Source organism: Streptomyces katrae, from assembly GCF_000717655.1.
GTDB classification, from domain to species: Bacteria; Actinomycetota; Actinomycetes; order Streptomycetales; family Streptomycetaceae; genus Streptomyces; species Streptomyces katrae_B.
Genome location: NZ_JNZY01000027.1, coordinates 66,884 through 87,315 on the forward strand (window position 1 = coordinate 66,884; position 20,432 = coordinate 87,315).

The 20,432-nt window shown below is 74.2% G+C and carries 18 protein-coding genes; 8 read left to right on the plus strand and 10 right to left on the minus strand.

Going from position 1 to position 20,432, the window contains the following annotated elements; genetic code table 11:
• Positions 1–160: 160 nt before the first annotated feature.
• Positions 161–1,630 carry a GNAT family N-acetyltransferase gene (locus IF09_RS0128025; protein WP_051832979.1) on the plus strand — a complete coding sequence of 490 codons (1,470 nt, stop codon included), beginning with the start codon at positions 161–163 and terminating at the stop codon, positions 1,628–1,630.
• A 165-nt stretch (positions 1,631–1,795) separates the two neighbouring features.
• On the plus strand, positions 1,796–3,499 hold the full coding sequence (locus tag IF09_RS0128030) for a DUF885 domain-containing protein (protein ID WP_030300209.1): 1,704 nt from the start codon (positions 1,796–1,798) through the stop codon (positions 3,497–3,499).
• A gap of 88 nt (positions 3,500–3,587) precedes the next feature.
• Here the strand turns inward: IF09_RS0128030 and IF09_RS0128035 are convergent, their stop codons facing one another.
• Positions 3,588–4,115, minus strand: coding sequence for a rhodanese-like domain-containing protein (locus tag IF09_RS0128035; protein ID WP_030300210.1), 528 nt, complete (start codon positions 4,113–4,115; stop codon positions 3,588–3,590).
• A gap of 94 nt (positions 4,116–4,209) precedes the next feature.
• On the opposite strand from IF09_RS0128035, the gene IF09_RS0128040 reads away from it, so the two are divergent.
• Positions 4,210–4,656 carry an Lrp/AsnC family transcriptional regulator gene (locus IF09_RS0128040; protein WP_030300211.1) on the plus strand — a complete coding sequence of 149 codons (447 nt, stop codon included), beginning with the start codon at positions 4,210–4,212 and terminating at the stop codon, positions 4,654–4,656.
• A gap of 23 nt (positions 4,657–4,679) precedes the next feature.
• Here the strand turns inward: IF09_RS0128040 and IF09_RS0128045 are convergent, their stop codons facing one another.
• From IF09_RS0128045 to IF09_RS0128055, 3 genes are all read right to left on the minus strand, one after another.
• Positions 4,680–7,691: an AAA family ATPase gene (locus IF09_RS0128045; RefSeq protein WP_030300212.1), complete on the minus strand. Its 3,012-nt coding sequence runs from the start codon at positions 7,689–7,691 to the stop codon at positions 4,680–4,682.
• The gene (locus IF09_RS0128050; protein ID WP_030300215.1) at positions 7,688–8,851 is read right to left on the minus strand and encodes an exonuclease SbcCD subunit D; all 1,164 of its coding nucleotides are present in this window, start codon (positions 8,849–8,851) and stop codon (positions 7,688–7,690) included. The genes IF09_RS0128045 and IF09_RS0128050 overlap by 4 nt, the downstream gene beginning before the upstream one ends.
• Before the next feature lie 136 nt (positions 8,852–8,987).
• Positions 8,988–9,614: a YigZ family protein gene (locus IF09_RS0128055; protein ID WP_030300218.1), complete on the minus strand. Its 627-nt coding sequence runs from the start codon at positions 9,612–9,614 to the stop codon at positions 8,988–8,990.
• 101 nt (positions 9,615–9,715) lie between these two features.
• Between IF09_RS0128055 and IF09_RS0128060 the strand changes: the two genes are divergently transcribed.
• Both IF09_RS0128060 and IF09_RS0128065 read left to right on the plus strand, forming a co-directional pair.
• Positions 9,716–10,120, plus strand: coding sequence for a CoA-binding protein (locus IF09_RS0128060; protein WP_030300220.1), 405 nt, complete (start codon positions 9,716–9,718; stop codon positions 10,118–10,120).
• 195 nt (positions 10,121–10,315) lie between these two features.
• Positions 10,316–11,182 carry a DMT family transporter gene (locus IF09_RS0128065; RefSeq protein WP_030300222.1) on the plus strand — a complete coding sequence of 289 codons (867 nt, stop codon included), beginning with the start codon at positions 10,316–10,318 and terminating at the stop codon, positions 11,180–11,182.
• A gap of 30 nt (positions 11,183–11,212) precedes the next feature.
• Here the strand turns inward: IF09_RS0128065 and IF09_RS0128070 are convergent, their stop codons facing one another.
• The gene (locus IF09_RS0128070; RefSeq protein WP_030300226.1) at positions 11,213–11,986 is read right to left on the minus strand and encodes an acyltransferase; all 774 of its coding nucleotides are present in this window, start codon (positions 11,984–11,986) and stop codon (positions 11,213–11,215) included.
• A gap of 137 nt (positions 11,987–12,123) precedes the next feature.
• Between IF09_RS0128070 and IF09_RS0128075 the strand changes: the two genes are divergently transcribed.
• Entirely contained in the window at positions 12,124–12,675 is a 552-nt protein-coding gene (locus IF09_RS0128075) for a gamma carbonic anhydrase family protein (RefSeq protein ID WP_030300228.1), read from the plus strand.
• 31 nt (positions 12,676–12,706) lie between these two features.
• Here IF09_RS0128075 and IF09_RS0128080 read toward each other — a convergent pair whose 3' ends face one another.
• The 4 genes from IF09_RS0128080 to IF09_RS0128095 form a co-directional block, all read right to left on the minus strand.
• Positions 12,707–13,348, minus strand: coding sequence for a DedA family protein (locus IF09_RS0128080; RefSeq protein WP_030300230.1), 642 nt, complete (start codon positions 13,346–13,348; stop codon positions 12,707–12,709).
• Between the two features lie 57 nt (positions 13,349–13,405).
• A complete protein-coding gene (locus tag IF09_RS0128085) occupies positions 13,406–15,916 on the minus strand; it encodes a beta-glucosidase family protein (RefSeq protein WP_030300232.1) in 2,511 nt (836 codons plus the stop codon).
• A gap of 115 nt (positions 15,917–16,031) precedes the next feature.
• Positions 16,032–16,232: a hypothetical protein gene (locus IF09_RS0128090; protein ID WP_030300234.1), complete on the minus strand. Its 201-nt coding sequence runs from the start codon at positions 16,230–16,232 to the stop codon at positions 16,032–16,034.
• Between the two features lie 317 nt (positions 16,233–16,549).
• Positions 16,550–17,002, minus strand: coding sequence for a DUF4442 domain-containing protein (locus tag IF09_RS0128095; RefSeq protein WP_189973593.1), 453 nt, complete (start codon positions 17,000–17,002; stop codon positions 16,550–16,552).
• A 96-nt stretch (positions 17,003–17,098) separates the two neighbouring features.
• Here IF09_RS0128095 and IF09_RS0128100 point away from each other — a divergent pair, with 96 nt between their 5' ends.
• Both IF09_RS0128100 and IF09_RS0128105 read left to right on the plus strand, forming a co-directional pair.
• Entirely contained in the window at positions 17,099–18,124 is a 1,026-nt protein-coding gene (locus tag IF09_RS0128100) for a hypothetical protein (protein WP_030300238.1), read from the plus strand.
• A gap of 123 nt (positions 18,125–18,247) precedes the next feature.
• Positions 18,248–19,573, plus strand: coding sequence for an MFS transporter (locus IF09_RS0128105; protein WP_037636181.1), 1,326 nt, complete (start codon positions 18,248–18,250; stop codon positions 19,571–19,573).
• On the opposite strand, the gene IF09_RS0128110 is transcribed toward IF09_RS0128105, so the two are convergent.
• Entirely contained in the window at positions 19,560–20,351 is a 792-nt protein-coding gene (locus IF09_RS0128110) for a spermidine synthase (RefSeq protein WP_051832985.1), read from the minus strand. The genes IF09_RS0128105 and IF09_RS0128110 overlap by 14 nt on opposite strands.
• Between the last annotated feature and the right edge of the window lie 81 nt (positions 20,352–20,432).

Genomic DNA, 20,432 nt, shown 5'->3' on the forward strand with positions numbered 1-20,432 from the left:
TGCGGGCAGGACCGCTCCGGCGTCGGCGGGATCCCGGGTCTCAGATCCGGAGCCCGGAGTCCCGCCCGGAAAACAGGGCGAAATCGGCCAGACGGACACTTAACCAGTCGGTCACAGACCGTTCGTGATCACGCAACACCCCTGCGCCACAGTGACATGCATGACTGAACGCATCCACACCCCCGCACACCGCCACCACCGCCACCACTGGCGCCGCGACATCGTCGAACTGGCAGCGCTGTTCTGCGCCGTCGCGGTCGCCGACGGCATCGCCAATCTCGTCGTGCACGGCCCGAAGGGCCCGGCCCTGCTCGTCGCCTCGGCCGTCGCACTCCTGGTCACGGCGGCGTTCCACACCTGGTGGGCACGCCGCCACAGCCATGCACCGCCGCCGCTGAGCACGGCTCCCTCCGATACGGCCCCCGGCGCGGTCCGGGCCGGGTCGCCGCCCGGGGGCGCGCCCGGGTCCACGTCCGAGTCCGCAGCGGAGACCCCCGCCACCTGCTCCCTGTGGCGGATGCGGACGACCGTGCGGGACGAGCCCGGCAGCCTCGCCGCCGTGTGCACCGCGCTCGCCCGCCACGGCGTCGACATCCTGACCCTGCAGACCCACCCGCTCCCCGAGGGCGGCACCGTCGACGAGTTCCTGCTGCGCTCCCCGCAGCAGCTGGCCTCCACCGACCTCACCCGCGCCATCGCCGGCGCCGGCGGCCACAGCACGTGGATCGAGCGCGCCGACGCGCACGACCTGGTCGACACCCCGACCCGCGTCCTGGGCCTGGCCACCCGCACCGCCCTGGACGCCGCCGAGCTGCCCCTGGCGCTGCGCCAGCTGCTCGGCCGCTGCACCATCCACTCGATCCCGGCCACCACCCTCTCCGGCCGCCCCAACGCGGCCGCCGACGCCCCGGTCGAGGGCGTCCTGGAAGCGACCGTGATGCGGCTGCGCGACCCCTCGGGCGGTGCCATCACCGTGGAGCGCCCCTACCTGCCCTTCACCCCGACCGAGTTCGCCCGGGCCCGCGCCCTCGTCGAGCTCGACACCCGGCTCGGCCCGCGCGTCCCGCGCAGCCAGGACGTGCTGACCCTGCCCGAGGGCAACGAGATCACCGTGCGCCGCGCCGACCCCTCCGACCTCCCCGCCGCCCGCGCGATGCACGACCGCTGCTCCGAGCGCACCCTGGGCCTGCGCTACCACGGGCCCGTCTCCGACGCCGACCGCTACCTCGGCCACCTGCTGAGCCCCCGCTTCGGCCGCACCCTCGCCGCCACCACGGCCTCGGGCAAGCTCGTCGCCCTCGGCCACCTGCTGTGGGACGGGGACGAGACCGAGGTCGCGCTCCTGATCGAGGACGACTGGCAGCGCCGCGGCATCGGCTCCGAGCTGCTGCGCCGCCTGATCGCGATGGCCGTCGAGACCGGCTGCGACAGCGTGTACGCCGTCACCCAGGCCGCCAACACCGGCATGGTCGCGGCCATGCGCGGCCTCGGCCTCCCGCTCGACTACCAGATCGAGGAGGGCACCCTCGTGATCACGGCCCGGCTGGACGCCACGCCGGTCGTCTCCCGCGTCCCGTACGAGCTGCCCCGCGCGCAGCACCCGTACGGGCAGCAGAGCCACCCGCACTGAACCCGGCCCGGCGGGCGGGATACGGCCGGGCGGCGTGAAATCGCCCCCGGGCGGACCCGCTTGACGGTGCGGGAGCGGCGGCCCGGTCCACCGCTCCCGCGCACGTCAGGAGGCTGACAGCGAACGGTGATGACGCGGGGCGGTCCGCCGTACGAAGATGGCCGCATGTCAGAGACCCTTCGCAGCGACAGCGCCTCCCGGCTGCCCCGCCAGGTCGCCGACGCATATGTCGACGACCTCATCGCCATCGATCCGATCACGGGCACCTATCTCGGTGTCGCCGCGAGCTCCAGCCGGCTCCCGGACTTCTCCCCGGCCGGCCGCGCGGCCGCCGCCGACCTGTCCCGCTCCACCCTCGCCCGCCTCGACGCCGCCGAGCGGCTGCCCGGCGCGGACAGCGACGCCGAGCGCCGCTGCGCCCGCCTGCTGCGCGAGCGCCTCACCGCCGAACTCGCCGTGTACGAGGCCGACGAGGGCCTGCGGGCCGTCAGCAACATCCACTCGCCCGCGCACTCCGTCCGCGACGTCTTCACCTTGACCCCGGCCGACACGGACGAGGACTGGGCGGCGATCACCGAGCGGCTGCGGGCGGTCCCCGCCGCCCTCGCCGGCTACCGCGAGAGCCTCGGACTCGGCCTGGACCGCGGCCTGTACGGGGGCCCGCGCGCCACCGGGACCTTCATCGGCCAGCTCACCACCTGGGTGGGCGAGGACGGCGACGGCGAGGCATTCTTCGGCGAATTCGCGTCCCGCGGCCCGGAGTCGCTGCGCTCCGGGCTGGAGGAGGCGGCCGCCGGGGCGACCGCGGCCCTCGCCGAGCTCCGCGACTGGATGCGCGACGTGTACGCACCCGCCGTCGCCGGCGCCTGCGACCCGGTGGGCCGCGAGCGTTACGCCCGCTGGTCGCGGTACTTCAACGGCACGGACCTGGACCTGGACGAGGCGTACGCCTACGGCTGGTCGGAGTACCACCGCCTGCTCGCCGAGATGAAGGCCGAGGCGGCCAAGATCCTGCCGGGCGCGGGCCCTTGGGAGGCGCTGAAGCACCTCGACGAGCAAGGCACCCACATCGAGGGCGTCGAGGAGGTCCAGGCCTGGCTGCAGGGCATCATGGACGAGGCCATCCGGAACCTCGACGGCACGCACTTCGAGCTCGCCGAGCGCGTGAAGCGGGTGGAGTCCATGATCGCCCCGCCGGGTGGCGCGGCGGCCCCGTACTACACCAACCCGTCGGAGGACTTCTCCCGCCCGGGGCGCACCTGGCTGCCGACGATGGGCCAGACCCGCTTCCCGGTGTACGACCTGGTCTCCACCTGGTACCACGAGGGCGTTCCGGGCCACCACCTCCAGCTCGCGCAGTGGACGCACGTCGCGGACCGGCTCTCCCGCTACCAGGCCAGCGTCGGCCTCGTCAGCGCCAACGTCGAGGGCTGGGCGCTGTACGCGGAGCGCCTGATGGACGAACTGGGCTACCTCAAGGACGCCGAGCAGCGCCTGGGCTACCTGGACTGCCAGATGATGCGCGCCGCGCGGGTCATCGTGGACATCGGCATGCACCTGGGCCTGGAGATCCCGGCGGATTCGCCGTTCCACCCGGGCGAGCGCTGGACGGTGGAGCTGGCGCAGGAGTTCTTCGGCCTGCACAGCGGCCGGCCTGCGGACTTCATCGAGAGCGAGGTCACCCGCTACCTGTCGATGCCGGGACAGGCGATCGGCTACAAGCTGGGCGAGCGGGCCTGGCTGCTCGGCCGGGACAACGCCCGCGCCGCGCACGGCGCCTCCTTCGACCTGAAGGCGTGGCACATGGCGGCGCTGTCGCAGGGCTCGCTGGGCCTGGACGACCTGGTGGACGAGCTGTCGAAGCTCTGACACCGGCGCCGGAACGCCGTACGGGCCGCCCGCTCCCCCGGTGAGGGAGCGGGCGGCCCGTACGGCGTTCCGGCGAGGAACAGCAGGCTCAGCAGCCGCAGTCGTCGGAGTCGGTCGGCGCGGTCAGGGGGTCCGCCTCGGCGCGCTGCTGGCCGCCCTGCCAGGTCTCGACCTCGAAGCCCTCACGGATCCAGTACTCGATGCCGCCGAGCATCTCCTTGACCTGGAAGCCGAGCTGGGCCAGGGCGAGGGCGGAGCGGGTGCCTCCGTTGCAGCCGGGGCCCCAGCAGTACGTGACCACGGGAAGGCTCTTGTCGAGGAGCTGCTCCGCCTGCTCGGGGATCAGGGCGGTCGGCAGGTGGACCGCGCCGGGCACGTGGGCCTGGTCCCAGGCGGGGGTGGAGCGGGAGTCGACCAGCTGGAAGCCGAGCTCGGCGCCCTGCTCGCGGTGGGCCTTGAAGGCGGCGGCGACATCGGACACGTCCGCGTGGAAGGCGAGGCTCGCGGCGAAGTACGCGGCCGCCGCGGCCGGGGTCGCCGGGGGCACCCGGAGCACGGGGTTGGTGGCGGGAGCGGGGGCGGCGGCCGGGGCGGCGGTGTTCTGTGTCGTCGTCATGGCTCAGAATCTACGAGCCGCTGATCATCTCGGGAAGTTCCTTTCCCCGGCCTTCCCCTTGTTCGGCCGGGGATTCCCCTGCTACATCTCCTTCATGACCGACTATTCCCCTGACGCCACCGACTGGCGCATCCTGACCGCCCTCCAGGAGGACGGCCGGGCCAGCTTCGCCGAGCTCGCGCGCGCCGTCTCCATGTCCGCGAGTGCGGTCACCGAGCGGGTGCGCCGCCTCGAGGAGGCGGGAGTGATCACCGGGTACACCGCCGTGGTGGACCCGGAGAAGCTGGGCAAGTCCATCCTGGCGCTGGTCCGGCTGCGCTATCCGCACGGCAACTACAAGCCGTTCCATGACCTGTTGGAGGCCACGCCGGAGATCCTGGAGGCCCACCACGTCACGGGCGACGACTGTTTCGTGCTCAAGGTCGCCGCCCGCTCGATGGGGAATCTGGAGGAGGTCGCGGGCCGGATCGCGGGCCTCGGAGCCGTCACCACCAGCATCGTGTACTCCTCGCCGTTGTCCCGCCGCCCGCTCAGCCCGTGAGAACTGCTGTGCAGAGGCGGCGCTCAGTCCGTGAGCGACGCCGTGCGGTGGCGCACCGCGGAGCCGCCGCGCTGTTTGACGATCTCCAGCTGTGCCTGCACCCGGGTCCGCAGGTCGGCGACGTGGCTCACGATGCCGACGCTGCGGTCCCGTTCGCGCAGCGAGTCCAGGACGTCGAGCACCTCGTCCAGCGCCTGGTCGTCCAGGCTGCCGAAGCCCTCGTCGATGAAGAGGGTGTCCAGGCGCATGCCGCCCGCCTCGTCGGTGACCACGTCGGCCAGGCCGAGGGCCAGGGCGAGCGAGGCGAAGAAGGTCTCGCCGCCCGACAGCGTGGCGGTGTCCCGCTCGCTGCCGGTCCAGGCGTCCACCACGTGCAGCCCGAGGCCGGAGCGCCCGCGGCCGCTCGCCTTGGCGTCGGAGTGGACGAGCGTGTAGCGGCCGCCTGACATCCGCAGCAGCCTTACCGTCGCGGCGGCAGCGACCTGCTCCAGCCGGGCGGCCAGGACGTACGCCTCCAGCCGCATCTTGCGCTCGTTGTCGGCGGAGGTGCCGGCGGTGAGCCCGGCCAGCCGGGCCACCCGTTCGTACGCCTCGCGCAGCGGGCCGAGCGCCCGCAGTTCCTGCTCCGCCTGCCGGGAGAGCCGGTCCAGCTCCGCGCAGCGCACCCGGGCCGCGTCCACGGCAGACCCTGCCGTACGAAGCTTCGCCGCGGCCCGGGCTTCGTACGCCTCGGCGGCATCCGGCGCGGCCGGGGGCAGCGTCGCGGCGGCGACGGTGTCGGTCTCGCCGCGCCGGTCCGCGAGCATGGCCTCCTCCGCCTGCCAGGCGTCCAGCCTCCTTTGGAGCGCGGTGCGTTCGTAGTCCGGAAGGACCGCGTCGGCGGCGGCCTCGACGGTGTCGAACCCGGCCTTGAAGGCGGCGTCGGCGAGTTGCGCGTCGGCCTCCTTCAGCCGGGCCGCGGTGTCCTCGGCCCGGCGCAGCGTGGCGGCCGCCCGGGTGACCATCCGTACCCGCTCCTCCAGGAGCCTGGCGCGTGCGGCGACCGTGGGCGCATCCCCCCGGACGAGGGCCAGTTCGGCCTCCAGCTTGGCCCGTTCCTGGTCCAGGGAGTCGCGCAGGGTGGCCCGGGCGGCGGAACGGCGCTCTGCGTCGAGCCGGTCGGAGCTGCGCACGGCGTGCTCGCGCTCTGCGCGGGCCAGCCGCTCCCGGGCGGAGTGCAGTCCGGCGGCCGCGGCATGGGCGGCGGCGTGCCGGGAGCTGAGGTCGGAGGTCAGCGCGAGGAGTTCCCCGGTGGTGGCCTCCCCGGCGGCGGCCGCGGCCTCGGCCCGGGCTTCCCGGACGGCGGCAAGGTTCCGCTCGACGGCGGCCCTGCGCTCCTCGGCCTGCTCGTAGCGGGCGTGGGCGGCGTCCTCGGCGGCCCGGTCCACGTGCCCGGGGGCCGGGCGCGCCGGAGCGGGATGCTCCGCCGATCCGCACACCGCGCACGCCTCCCCCGCCACCAGCGCCTCGGCGAGCTCGGCTGCGATACCGCGCAGCCGGGTCTCCTTGAGCTCCAGCCAGCGCTCCCGGGCGGCGGTCGACTCCTCGCGCACGGAGAGCAGTTCGCCCTCGAAGCGCTGCGCATCACCGTCCAGCGCGTCCCGGCGCTGGGACGCCGTCAGCTGCATCCGGGCCGGCTCCAGCCGTCCCGCGAGCTGCTCTGCCAGCGTCGCGGCCTGTTGTGCGGCGTCCACCCGCTCCACCAGCGCGGTCCGGGTGGCCTCCCAGCGGGCCAGCCAGTCCGCGGACTCCCGCAGCTGCTCCTCGGCGTCGCGGGCCTCGCGTTCCAGGGTGGCCCGCTCGCGGCCGATCTCGGCGCTGCGCTGCTCGGACCGCTGGGCGGCGCCGAGCGCGCCGAGGTCCTCGCGCAGCCGCTGCTCGACGGCGGACAGCTGCTCCGTGCCCGCCTCGGCGAGGGCCGCCGGCAGCTCCGCCCGGGCGGCCGCCTCCGCGTGGGCGGCGGACAGGTGGGCTGCGGACGCGGCTCCGCGCAGCTCCAGGGCTGGGGCCACCAGGGCGCCCCGGCGGGCCCGGTCCAGCAGGGCGCGGACCCGGTCCCGCTCGGGCTCCGCCTCGGCGAGCAGGGCGGCGCGGCGGGCCGTCTCGGCGTGCCGGCGCTGGAGGCGGTCGAGCTCCCGCGCCTCCTCGGCGGCCCGCCGGGCGGCGGCGTGCCGGCCTTCGACGGCGGCCAGCGCGTACTCGGCGACGGTCAGCCGCTCCCGGGCCGCGCAGCGGGCGACGGCCGCCCAGGCCCGGATCGCCCCGGCCAGCCCGGGGTCACCGGGCTGGTGCCCGGGCAGCGGCCAGGCCCGCAGGTCGGCGCTGTCCCCGGCGGCCTGGGCGAGGCGCTGGGCGGTGCCGAGCACCTTCTCGTCGCCGGCGCGCACCTTGGCCTCGGCGGCGCGGCGGCGCTCGGCGAGCAGCTGCTCGACGGCGGCGAAGCGGCGGGTGTCGAAGAGCCGGCCCAGCAGCCGGCCCCGCGCCACCTCGTCGGCCCGCAGGAACTTGGCGAACTCGCCCTGCGGCAACAGCACGACCTGGCAGAACTGCTCGCGGCTCATGCCGAGCAGCTGCTCGATCTCCTCGCCGATCTCCTGATGGGAACGGCTCAGCGCCTGCCACCGTTCCCCGTCGTACTCGCGCAGCCAGCTCTGCGCCTTGTCCTTGGTGGTGCCGGTGCCGCGCTTCTTCGGCCGGTCCTGCTCGGGACGCCGGGTGATCTCCAGGCGCCGCCCGCCCGCGGTGAGTTCGAGGGTGACCTCGGTCGGCGTCCCGGCGTCGGCGTGGTCGCTGCGCAGGCTGGTGCCCGGGGCCTGGCGGGGGCCGGGCACCGATCCGTACAGGGCGTAGCAGACGGCGTCGAGGACGGAGGTCTTGCCAGCGCCGGTGGGACCGTGCAGCAGGAAGATCCCGGCGCCGGAGAGCGCGTCGAAGTCGATCTCCTGGGGTTCGGCAAAGGGCCCGAAGGCGGTGATCCTGAGCCGGTGCAGCCTCATCGGTGGGTCTCCTGCCGGCCGTCGCCCGCCCGTACGTCCTCGAAGGCGTCCTGCAGCACGGCCCGTTCCGCCTCGTCGGCGACACCCCCGCGCACGTGGGCGACGAAGTCCTCGGCGATCTCCTGGTCGCTGCGCCCCTTGAGGCGCTGGGCGTACGAGGTCCCGCCGTCCTCCTCGCGGCCCTCGGGGTCGAAGGCGAGGCTGAGGGTGTGCGGGAAGCGGGCGGCGAGCCGGGCCATGGGGTCCTCGGGCCGGACCGGGTCGGTGAGGGTGGCCTCGATCCAGGAGTCCTCGTACGCGGCGTACGACACCTCCTCGAGCAGCTCGTCGAGTCGCCCCCGGATCCGGGCGAGCGGCCGCGGCACGGGGGTGTCGATGCGCTCGGCGGTGATCTCTCCGGCCGCGCCGAGTTCGACCAGCCACATGCTCTTGCGGTGGTCGGCCTCGGAGAAGGAGTAGGCGAGCGGGGAACCGGAGTAGCGCACCCGTTCGTTGATCGTCTGGCAGCCGTGGAGGTGGCCGAGGGCTGCGTAGTCGACGCCGTCGAAGACGGCGGCGGGCACGGCCTCGACCCCGCCGACGGCGATGTCGCGCTCGCTGTCACTGGCCTGCCCGCCGGTGACGAACGCATGGGCGAGGACGACGGAGCGGGTGCCGGGGGCGCGCGCGGCGAGATCGGCCCGGACCAGGTCCATGGCCGCGCCCAGCACGGCCTCGTGGCTCACCTTCTCCGCGCCGAACCGGTCCTTCACCAGGGCGGGCTCCAGGTACGGCAGTCCGTACAGCGCCACCTCACCGTGTACGTCGGCCAGCACCACGGGATCGGCGCAGCCCCCGGGGTCGGTCCGCAGGTGGATCCCGGCCCGGCCGATGAGCCCTGCGCCGACGCCGAGCCGGCGGGCGGAGTCGTGGTTCCCGGAGATCATCACCGTGGGCACGCCCAGGTCGGCGAGCCGGTGCAGGGCCCGGTCGTACAGCTCGACGGCGGGCAGCGGGGGCACGGCCCGGTCGTAGACGTCACCGGCGACGAGGACGGCGTCGACCTCGTGCTCGCGGACGGTCTCGACCAGGTGGTCGATGAAGTGGGCCTGGGCCCCGAGCAGGTTCACGCGGTGGAAGGACCGGCCGAGATGCCAGTCGGAGGTGTGCAGGAGCCTCACTCGCCGGTCCCGCCGGACGTCTCGCCGCACATGTTTCTTCCGTCCCCCTGGTCGTCCCGGTCGTCTCCCGCTCGCTGAGCCCCTCTACGCTAACGCGTCGCCGGAGCCCCCAGGACTCGTCCGCGCAGGCTCGTCCTCAGGACGCGTACGTCTCCCCGCCGAGGGTGAGGGTGGCGCTGCCCGCCGTACTGTCGGCGAGCCAGGCCTCGAAGGCGGGCAGGTCCGCCTCCGGGAGGGCGACCTCGATCTCGACCGCGGCCCCGTAGCGCAGGTCCACCACGGTCCGGCCGGTGGAGCGCAGGTCGTTCTGGGTCTTGCCGGCCCGCTGGTGGTCCACGGTGACGGTGGCCAGCCGGTAGCGCCGGCGGGTGAGGGTGCCGAGCTCGTCGAGGGCCTCGCCGACGACGCCGCCGTAGGCCCGGATCAGGCCGCCGGCGCCGAGCTTGACGCCGCCGTAGTAGCGGGTGACGACGGCCACCGCGTACCGGATGTCGCGGCGCATCAGCATCTGCAGCATGGGCACCCCGGCGGTGCCGCCGGGCTCGCCGTCGTCGCTGGCCTTCTGGACGGAGGCGTCGGCCCCGATGACGTACGCGAAGCAGTTGTGCGTGGCGGTGGCGTGCTCCTTGCGGATGCGCGCGATGAACTCCTGCGCCTCCTGCTCGGTCGCGGCGGGCGCGAGCGAGCACAGGAAGCGCGAGCGGTTGATCTCCGACTCGTGCACGCCCTCACGGGCCACCGTCACGTACTGGTCCGACTTCACCGCTCCACCCTACGGGGAATCGGACACGTGTCCTTTCGGTTGATCACGAGTGCGGCCCGGAGCACCGGACTGCGCCCGGAAGGCAACAGGAGGCGGCACCCGTGTACGGCGACCCGGCAACCATCCGCAAGATCCTCACCGAGCTCGGCGACACCTGGGCCGTGGTGGGCCTGTCCAACAACCGGGACCGGGCGGCCTACGGAGTGGCGCGCACGCTCCAGCGGTTCGGCAAGCGGGTGGTCCCCGTGCACCCGAAGGCGGAGACGGTCCACGGCGAGCAGGGCTACGCGTCGCTCGAGGAGATCCCGTTCAAGGTGGACGTGGTGGACGTCTTCGTGAACAGCTCGCTCGCCGGGGCGGTCGCCGACGAGGCCGTGGCCGTCGGCGCGCAGGCCGTCTGGTTCCAGCTGGGCGTGATCGACGAAGAGGCGTTCGCGCGCACCCGCGAGGCCGGCCTGGACATGGTGATGGACCGCTGCCCGGCCATCGAGATCCCGGCGCTGTAGCCGGCCGCTGCGCGCCGTCGAAGGGCGGGACCGGGACGGCCGGGGTGGGCTCGGCAGCGTGGTGATGCTCACAGCCGGGGCATCGCCCGGTGGTGATGCTCACAGCCGGGGCGTCGCCCGGGCTTGAACCACCGTGCGCGGTGCTCCACGCTGCACTCCACCGTTCACTGCACCGTACTGCGAGGCCCTGCCGTCATGACCGCCCTCTTCGCCTTGGCCTCGGCCGCGCTGTGGGGTCTCGCCGATTTCCGGGGCGGGCTGCTGACCCGCCGGCTGCCGGCGCTCACGGTGGTCGTGGTCTCGCAGTTCCTCGCCGCCGTCGCGCTCGGCGCGGTCGTCGCGGGCACCGGGGCCTGGCGGGAGGCGGGGCCGCAGCTGTGGTTCGCGGCCGCCGCGGGTCTGGTCGGCCCGGTCGCCATGCTCAGCTTCTACAAGGCGCTGGCCCTCGGGCCGATGGGCGTGGTGTCGCCGCTCGGCTCGCTCGGGGTGGTCGTGCCCGTCGCGGCGGGGCTGGCCCTGGGTGAACGGCCCGGGCTCGGCCAGTTCGCGGGGATCGCGGTGGCCGTCGTGGGCATCGTCCTCGCGGGCGGCCCGGAGCTGCGCGGTGCGCCCGTACAGCGGCAGGCGGTGGTGCTCACCCTGGTCGCGGCGTTCGGGTTCGGCTCGGTGATGGCGCTGATCGCGCACGCCTCCGGCAGCATCGCCGGGCTGTTCCTCGCCCTGTTCGTCCAACGGGTCACCAACGTGGCCGCGGGCGGTACCGCCCTGTGGGTGCAGACCCGGCACGGCGCCCCGGCCCTCCCGGCCGGCGTGGGCCCGCGGATCCTGTGGGGGCTGGTGCCGGTGCTGGCCTTCGTCGGCCTCGCGGACGTCGCGGCGAACGGCACGTACTCCCTCGCCGCCCGGCACGGTCCGGTGACCGTGGCCGCCGTGCTCTCCTCCCTCTACCCCGTGATCACGGCGCTCGCCGCCTTCGTCGTGCTGAAGGAACGGCTGCGGACCGTCCAGGCGGCAGGCGCCGGCCTGGCCCTTGCCGGAGCGGTCCTGCTGGCCGCCGGCTAGCCGTTTGCGGCTCGGGGCCGGGGGACAGGATCAGGCGGGTTCCGCGGCCGCGTCGGCGGAGCGCTGTTCCGCCTCCGCCAGCTGCGCCACTGCGCGCAGCTGCTCCGGCGTCACCCCGTCCGGGATCGGTACGGGCGCCGGGGTCCGCAGCGGCGGCTGCCAGCCCGTCTCCGGCTGCCACCGGCGGACGATCCGCGCGGGCGCCCCGGCCACCACGGCGTGGTCCGGCACCTCTCCCCGTACGACGGCCCCCGCGGCCACCACCACGTTGCGGCCCAGCCGCGCCCCCGGGAGGATCACCGCGCCCGTGCCGAGCCAGCAGCCGGGCCCTATCTCCACCGGTGCGCTGCGCGGCCACTGCTTGCCGACGGGCTCGTGCGGATCGTCGTAGCTGTGGTTGGTGGAGGTGATGTAGACCCCGGGCCCGCAGAAGGTGTCGTCCCCGATGGTGATCCGGGTGTCCGCGATGACGTGCGTGTCCCGGCCGAGCACCACGCCGTTGCCGAGGACCAGTACCGGCTCGGTGCCGAGGTCCAGGCCGGGCATCATCCCGGCGGTCAGCGTGACCTGCTCGGCGATGATGCAGTGCTCGCCGAGCCGGATCCACGGCTCGCCGAAGACCGTGCCCTGGGGGAAGGCGAGGCGCGTGCCGTGCCCGATCGCGCCGAAGCGCAGCCGCCCGGGGGTCTGCGCGGTGACCGCACCGGCCTGCTGCATCCAGCGCCAGCCGGCGTGGACCGCGCGGTTGGCGAGTCTGCGGCGCAGGGCCGTCAGGGATGAGAACGTGTTCTGGTTCTTCGGCACCGGGCCACCGTAACGCGCCGGGCACCCGGAGCGCGCCGTGATCTTCACCCCATCGCCGGTCGGGCCGGGCCCGTGCCCTACCGTGCCGGTAGCGCGACACGCAGGGCACTCCAGCACACAGGACTGAGGAAGAGAACATGACGTATCAGGCGGACCGGGGCCGGGCACTCGTCGCGGGCGTGGGCGGCAAGAGCCCGCAGATCGACCCCACGGCCTTCACCGCGCCCACCTCGGTCGTGATCGGCGACGTCACGATGGCCCCGGGGGCGAGCATCTGGTACTCGGCGGTGCTGCGCGCCGATTGCGGCCCGATCACGCTCGGCGCGGACAGCAACGTGCAGGACAACTGCACGCTGCACGTCGACCCCGGGTTCCCGGTCTCGATCGGCGAGCGCGTCTCCATCGGCCACAACGCCGTGGTGCACGGCTGCACCGTCGAGGACGACTGCCTCATCGGCATGGGCGCCACCGTCCTCAACGGTGCCGTGATCGGTGCCGGTTCACTGGTGGCCGCGCAGGCGCTGGTCCCGCAGGGCATGGTGGTCCCGCCCGGTTCGCTGGTCGCGGGCGTGCCGGCCAAGGTGCGGCGCGAGCTGACCGACGAGGAGCGCGAGGGCATCAAGGTCAACGCCCTGATGTACGCGGACCTGGCCGAGCAGCACCGCGCCGCCGTCCAGCCCCCGCAGTAGCCGTACGCCCGTACCTGCGCCCCGCGGCCGGCTACTCGGCCGCGGCGGCCGCCGTCTCCGAGGCGGCCGCAGCCGCCTTCTTCATGCGGCTGCGGAGCACCAGCGTCACGGTGAGGCCGATGACCAGCGCCAACACCAGCGCGACCCAGGAGAAACCCTTCAGCCAGGGCTCCGCGACGATGCCGATCGAGTAGATGACGGCCGTGGTGCCGCCCGCCCAGAGGATGCCGCCGAGGATGTTCGCCACCAGGAACCGCCAGTAGGGCATGTGCAGCACGCCGGCCAGCGGACCGGCGAAGATCCGCAGAAGCGCGACGAACCGCCCGAAGAAGACGGCCCACATCCCCCACCTGTCGAAGGCGCGCTCCGCCTGGGCCACGTGGTCCGGGCCGAAGTGCCTGGGGAAGCGCCGGCCGAGCCGGTCCAGCAGCGGCTTGCCGCCCCTGCGCCCGATCGCGTAGCCGATCGAGTCGCCGACGATCGCCCCGGTGGACGCGCAGATCCCCAGGACCACGGGGTCGATCTCGCCGTGCTGCGAGGCCAGCAGGGCCGAGCTGACCAGGATGATCTCCCCCGGCAGCGGGATGCCGAGGCTCTCGAGCCCGATGACCAGACCCACCAGGAGATAGATGCTGACCGCCGGAATCGTCTCCAGCCATTCCTGGATGTGCACCGGTACGTCCTCCCGTATCGCGGCGGCGCGTCCCCTGTGACACGCCGAACGGGCAGCCTATCTGCTCTTGACCACAGCCTTTGCCGTCAGGTGGAGTTCGCGGGAGGAACGGCCCGCGAACACTTCACGACGGCCTGAACCCAGCACCCAGGCGTGCCGTTCGGGATCCCAGGACGACAGCGTGCGGGCGTCGACGTCGAGGACCACCTGCTGCGCCTCGCCCGGCCCCAGGGTGAGCCGCCGGTAGCCGGCCAGCGCGCGCACCGGCTGGTCGAGCTTCAGCTCCGCGGAGGGGCCGACGTACACCTGGGCCACCTCGGTGCCCTTGCGGCGCCCGGTGTTGCGGACCGTGAACGCCACGCGCAGCCCGTCGCGCCCCGGCCGGACGCTCAGCTTCTCGTACTCCCACGTCGTGTACGAGAGCCCGTGCCCGAAGGGGAACAGCGGGACCACCTGCTGCGCGTCGTACCAGCGGTGGCCGACGTGGATGCCCTCGGTGTACTCCTGCCGGCCGCCCACCCCCGGGTAGCGCAGCGGGTCGCCTGCGACCGGGGTCGCGTGCTCGTCGGCCGGGAAGGTCTGGGTGAGCCGGCCGCCCGGGTCCACGTCCCCGAAGAGGATGTCGGCGGTGGCCGCGGCCCCCTCCTGGCCCGGGTAGTACATCTGGAGGACCGCTCCGGTACGGGAGAGCCACGGCATGGTCGTACTGGAGGAGGTGTTGAGCACGACCGTGGTACGGGGGTTCGCGGCGGCGACCGCCTCGATCAGCCGCGCCTGCCCGCCCGGCAGGCCCAGCGAGGTCCGGTCGCTGCCCTCGGTGGCGTCCTCGTAGGCGAACAGCACGACGCTGCGCGCCGCCGCGGCGGTCTTCACGGCCTCGGCGAGATCGGCGGCCCGGGTCGCCTTCGTGGTGTGCCGCAGCCGGAACCGCCCGCCCTTGTCCCCGCCCTCGGCGAAGACGGCGAGCCGGTGGGTGCCCGCCGTCAGGGCGAGGGTGCGGCGGCGGACGGCAAGCCCGTCGGGTGACCTGCCGAGGAGTCCGCCCGCGAAGTTCTCGGCCACGCCCTGCCGGACGGGGAACAACTCCTCGCCGTCGAGACGCACGCCCGGCCGCTTCCCGGTGTAGTGGACGAGCAGCGTCCACTCGTCGTCCGCGGCGAGCGTGAACTCGCCCTCGTGGCTCCAGTTCCGCCCGGCCTCCACCCGCCGGTCGTCGAGCTCGGCCGCCGGGGTGAGCAGGTTCGCCGGGAGCGGGCGGCCGTACACGTCCTCGCCGAGGGCGTGGCGCACCGTACTGCCGTTCCCGGCGCGCTGCCGGATCGCGTCGAGCGGGGAGAGCGCCTTGGCGGGGACCACGTGCGCGCTGCCGCCGCCGCTGACGAAGGGCACCTGCCCGGTGGGTCCGATCACGGCGATGGAGCGGGCCGCGGCGCCGGTCAGCGGCAGGGTGGCGTGCTCGTTGTACAGCAGCACCGCGCCCGCGGTGGCGACCCGGCGGGCGAACCGGGCCCCGGCGGCTGCGTCCCGGGCGGGCCGGGCCGGCTGATGCGCCGCCAGCAGCCCGAAGCGGTCCATGGTGGCCAGGATCCGGCGTACCGCCAGGTCCACGGCGTCCACGCGGACGGAGCCGCCGCGCACGGCCTCCTGCAGCGGGCCGCCGAAGTGCGTGCCGCCGGGCATCTCCATGTCGAGGCCCGCGCCGATGGCGGCGACGGTGCTGTGGGCCGCGTTCCAGTCGGACATCACCCAGCCGCCGAACCCCCAGCTCCCGCGCAGCAGTTCGTCGAGCAGCGGCTTGTTCTCGCAGGCGTACGTGCCGTTGACCTTGTTGTACGCGCCCATCACCGCGCCCGCGCCGGCGCCGACGGCCGCCTCGAAGCCGCGCAGCTCCGTCTCGTGCAGGGTCTGTTCGGCGGCCACGACGTCGACGGTGTCGCGGCCCTGCTCCTGGTTGCCCAGGGCGAAGTGCTTGACGGTGGCGATGAGCCCTTCGTCCTGGATGCCGCGGACCATCTCCGCGACGAGGTCCGCCGTGAGGCGCGGGTCCTCTGCGAAGGTCTCGAAGTTCCGCCCGGCGTAGGGGGTGCGGATCAGGTTGGCCATGGGGGACAGCAGCACGTCCTGGCCGAGCGCCCGGCCCTCGCGGCCGACGACCCTGCCGTACTCGCGGGCCAGCGCCGGGTCGAAGGCGGAGGCCAGCATCACGGGCGCGGGCAGTGCGGTGGCCGGCTCGGCGACCCGTACCCCGGCGGGCCCGTGGGCGAGCCGCAGCGCCGGGATGCCGAGGCGCGGTACGCCGGGCAGGTAACCGGCCTGGCCGAGCGGGGCCGGATCCCGGCCGCCGTGCAGCAGCGTGGTCTTCTCCTCGAGGGTGAGCCGCTCCAGGAGGGCGTCGATCCGGGCGGCGGCGCCGGGCGGGGCCTCGGCCGGGCCGGCTGCTGCGGCCGCCGGGGCCGTACGGGGCACCCCGCCGGGCGGCACCGCGGCCATGCAGCCGCCCGTTCCCAGGGCGACCCCCATGGCCCCGAGCAGCCGCATCGCGCAGCGTCTGGACACGGCCTCGCTCATGGCGCTCCCTGCGGCTCCGGTCGGCGGGAGCGGCCCGCGCCGGACCGCTCCCGCGCCCACTGTGCGCCGCCGCCCCGCCCGCGTCCGCCCAGACGCGCCAGCGCTGCGCCGAGGTTCAGCCCTGCGGCGGCGGCTCCAGGGCGTCGGCTTCGCGGCGGGGCCCGTCGTGCGCCTGGACGCGCGCCTCGGTGCGGTGCCCGCGCGCGATGTAGTCCCGTACGACGGCTTCCACGGCGTCCTGGGGCGAACCGATCCCGGCGAGGACCATCACCTCCACCACGAGCTCGGCGTCGAGACTGATGTCGACCTTGGCCACGGGCACCTCCTGATCGTCGGACGGGGACTCTAGCCTCCCCCGCCCCCGACCGCAGCCGCGGCCGCGGCCGCGGCCGCGGCCGGAGGCAACTTCCCGTGTCCGCCCCGATGTCGGCGGCCCACCCGGCCGCCCAGGAACACCGCGACGCACCGCCCACCGCACCCGGCGCCGCCGGAAAACGCGGAACCCGCCCGGGACGAGGGTTCTCCCTCGTCCCGGGCGGGTCCACGACCGGCGGCTCGGCCACACGGGCGGCTCGGGCGCGCACCGGCCGCCGGCGTGACCGGGGGGCGGCGTCGCCCGGCTACGCGGCCCGGCTACGCGTTCGGGCGCAGTGTCCAGACGACCGTCATCTCGCCCGTCACGGCCTCGTCCTCGCGCTGGATGGCGATGGTGACGGGGAACTCCGGGCGGCCGCCCGCGTCGAGTTCGGCGACGACCTCGGCGGCCGGGCGGCCGAGGGTGGCGGTGGCCGTCACGACGCCCTTGGCGAGCTTCTTGTAGCCGATCTCGGCCTTGACCGCGAGGGGCACGGCGCGCGAGAGCTGGTCGCCGAAGGCGGCCAGGACGATCGCGCCGCTCGCGGACTCGGCGAGGGTGAACATGGCTCCGGCGTGCGGGCCGCCCACGTGGTTGTGGTAGTCGGGCTGGTCCGGCAGCCGGACGACCGCACGCTCGGGGGTGGTCTCCAGGAACTGGAGGTTCAGGGTCCGGGCCATCGGCACCGTAGCGGCGAGCAGTTCGCCCACGTTCATCTGGTCTGCGCTCATGGAACGCGATGTTACCCGCGAGTAGACACCCTTGGCCAGACCTTCACACGGGGCGGACGTGCCTCCCGACACCGACTCCCACTATCGTTACTGGCCATGTGGCCAGGACAGCAGCAGCCGCCCGGGGGAGAGCAGAACCCTCAGGACGCGCATCAGAACCCGTACCAGCAGCAGCCGGGACAGCCGGGGCAGCAGCAGAACCCCTACCAGCAGCAGCCCGGCTACGGATACCCGCAGGCGGGCTACCAGACGCCCCCGCCGGTCCAGCCGTGGGGCCAGCCCCAGCAGGCCGTGCCGCCGCAGAGCGGCGGCAGCCCGTACGCGACCAAGACCGTGGCCATCGTCGCGGCGGCCGCGGTCGTCGTGGTGGCGGCCGCCACCGGCGCGTTCGTCCTGACCCGGGACGACAAGAAGAACGACGAGGCCGACAACAAGCCCGCCACCGCCTCCTCGGCCCCCGCCACCTCCGAGGCCCCCGCCTCGCCCGGCGCCAACCCGCGCGCGGGCGGCGACGTCAAGCCGGTGATCCCGGGCTGGAAGGTCGTCGTCAACCCCAAGTACGGCACCGCCTTCGACGTCCCGCCGGAGTGGGAGGTGTCGAGCGCCGGCGTCATCGCCGGCTTCGAGGACTCGGTCAAGAACGACGGCAAGCCGATCGTCAGCTTCTCGGCGCCCGCCTTCCTCAAGCCGGACTGGTGCAAGATCGACTCCAACAAGGACGGCCATGAGGAGTCGAGCGAGCTCGCCGGCACCGGCACCAAGGGCGGCCAGGGCGCCAAGGACACTGCCGAGGCCGTGAAGAACGAGGCCGGCAACTGGGCGTTCGCGGCGTTCGCACAGAAGGCGCCGAAGGGCACCGTCAAGGTCTCGGACCCCAAGGAGTACACCACCTCCTCCGGCCTCAAGGGCCACATGGCGACCGCCACGGCCACCGGCGTGCCCAAGGAGAACAAGTGCTCCTCGGACGGAAAGTCGATCGCGTTCAGCTTCAAGACCGCGAACGGTGACTTCTCCAGCTGGGTCCTCTTCGCCGCCGCGGGCGTCCAGGGAGAGGTCCCCCAGGAGACGATGGACAAGATCCTCAGCTCGGTGCGCCTGAACGGCACCGCAAGCAACAGCTGACGCACAGGTCCCACGTCACGGATCCGCCCGACCGCGATCCGCCTGTTCGCACCATCCGTTCCACCCCGCGCCCCGGGCCGTAATCCGTTTGGATTCCCGGCCCGGGGCGTGGATAGTCCGGGGGTGAGTCCTCCCCCCACCGCCCCGTCCCGTACGACCGCACACCGCCGCCGGCCCGCCTGGGCCGGCCGCAACTACACCCTGCTGACGGGTGCCGCGGTCGTGACGAACCTCGGCAGCCACGGAGCGCTCATCGCGTCGGCCTTCGCCGTCCTGGAGGCGGGTGGATCCGGCGGCGACGTCGGCCTGGTGGCCGCGGCCCGCACGCTCCCGCTCGTCCTCTTCCTGCTCATCGGCGGCGCCCTCGCCGACCGGCTGCCCCGGCACCGCGTGATGGTGGCGGCCAACGCCCTCAACTGCGTCTCGCAGGCGGCCTTCGCCGTGCTCGTCCTGACCGGGCATCCGCAGCTGTGGCAGATGATGCTGCTCACCGCGCTCTGCGGCACCGGTACGGCCTTCTTCAACCCGGCCGCCGAGGGCATGCTGCTCTCCAGCGTCTCCGGCGAGCACGCCAACCGCGCCTTCGCGCTCTTCCGGATGGCCATGAACGGCGCCGGCATCGGCGGGGCGGCCCTCGGCGGGGCCATGATCGCCGCGATCGGCCCCGGCTGGGTCCTGGCCGTGGACGCCGCCGCGTTCGCACTGGCCGGAGCCCTCCGCGCCTTCCTGGACGTCGGCCACGTCCCCGACCGGGCTCCCGGGGGCGGCCTGCTGGCCGACCTGCGCGAGGGCTGGGTGGAGTTCCGGACCCGGCCCTGGCTGTGGAGCATCGTGCTCCAGTTCTCCGTGGTCGTCGCCGTCGTCGGTGCGGCCGAGGCGGTCTACGGTCCGCTCGTCGCCCGCGACCAGCTGGGCGGGCCCGCCCCCTGGGGGCTGGCGCTGGCCTTCTTCGGCATCGGCACCATCGCCGGAGCCCTCCTGATGATGGTGTGGAAACCGCGCCGGCTGCTGCTGGTCGGCACCCTGTGCGTGTTCCCGCTGGCGCTGCCGTCGGCAGGGCTGGCGGTCCCGCTGCCGGTGTGGGGCCTGTGCGCGGTGATGTTCGTCAGCGGCACGGCCATCGAGGTGTTCGGCGTGAACTGGATGACGACCATGCACCAGGAGATCCCGGAGGAGAAGTTCTCCCGGGTCTCCGCGTACGACTGGTTCGGCTCGGTGTCGATGCTCCCGGTGGCCACCGCCGTCGCGGGCCCGGCCGAGTCGGCCTTCGGCCGCACCAACGCCCTGTGGGGCTGCGCCACGCTGGTCGTACTGGGCACCGCGGCGGTCCTCTTCGTCCCGGACGTGCGCCGGCTGACCCGCAAGCCCTCGCCCCCGAAGGCCTCCTCGGTCCCGGCCGCCGCCACTCCCGACCCGGCGGCCGCGTCCACCAAGGTCAGCCCAGGCTGAACGCGCCCTCCGGCGGCTCCGGCGAGGCAACGGCGTCCGCGTCCCCGACCGGCACCGCCCCCTTCATGAGCCGGGCCAGCGCCGCCCCCTCCTCGACCCGCGCGGGGAACGCGTCCGCCGCGCACAGCCGCGACAGCGCGGCCACCGGCAGCTCAGCGTCCGAAGCCAGCAGCACCGCGTTCCCGAACCGCCGCCCGCGCAGCACACCCGGCTCCGCGACGAGCGCGAGCTGCCCGAACGCGGCACCGAAGTTGGCGAGCTGGGACCGCAGGAAACCGAACGGCGCCCCGTCGGCCAGATTCGCCGCGTAGACCCCGCCCGGCCGCAGCACCCGGGCCGCCTCCCGCGCGTACTCCACGGAGGTCAGGTGCGCCGGTACCCGCGAGCCGCCGAACACGTCGGCGACCAGGACGTCCGCACTGTCGGCGGCCGCGCCCTCCAACCAGGCCCGCGCATCGGCGGCGTGCACCGTGACACCCGACCCGGCCGGCAGCGGCAGGTGCTCCGCGACCAGCTCCGCCAGCCCTGCGTCGAACTCCACGACCGCCTGCCGGGAGCCCGGCCGGGTCGCCGCCACGTACCGGGGCAGCGTCAGCGCGCCCCCGCCGAGGTGCAGCGCGTCCAGCGCGGTCCCGGGCTGCGCCACGCAGTCCAGGACGTGCGCGAGCCGGCGTACGTACTCGAATTCCAGGTGCTCGGGATCGTCGAGGTCCACGTACGACTGCGGTGCGCCGTCGACGGTCAGCAGCCAGGCCCGCTCCCGGTCCACGTCCGGCATCAGCTTGGCGGTGCCCTGGCCCACGACCCGGACGACCGGGATCTGTTCGTCGCTCACCGCACCATTGTCCGGCAAGCAGTA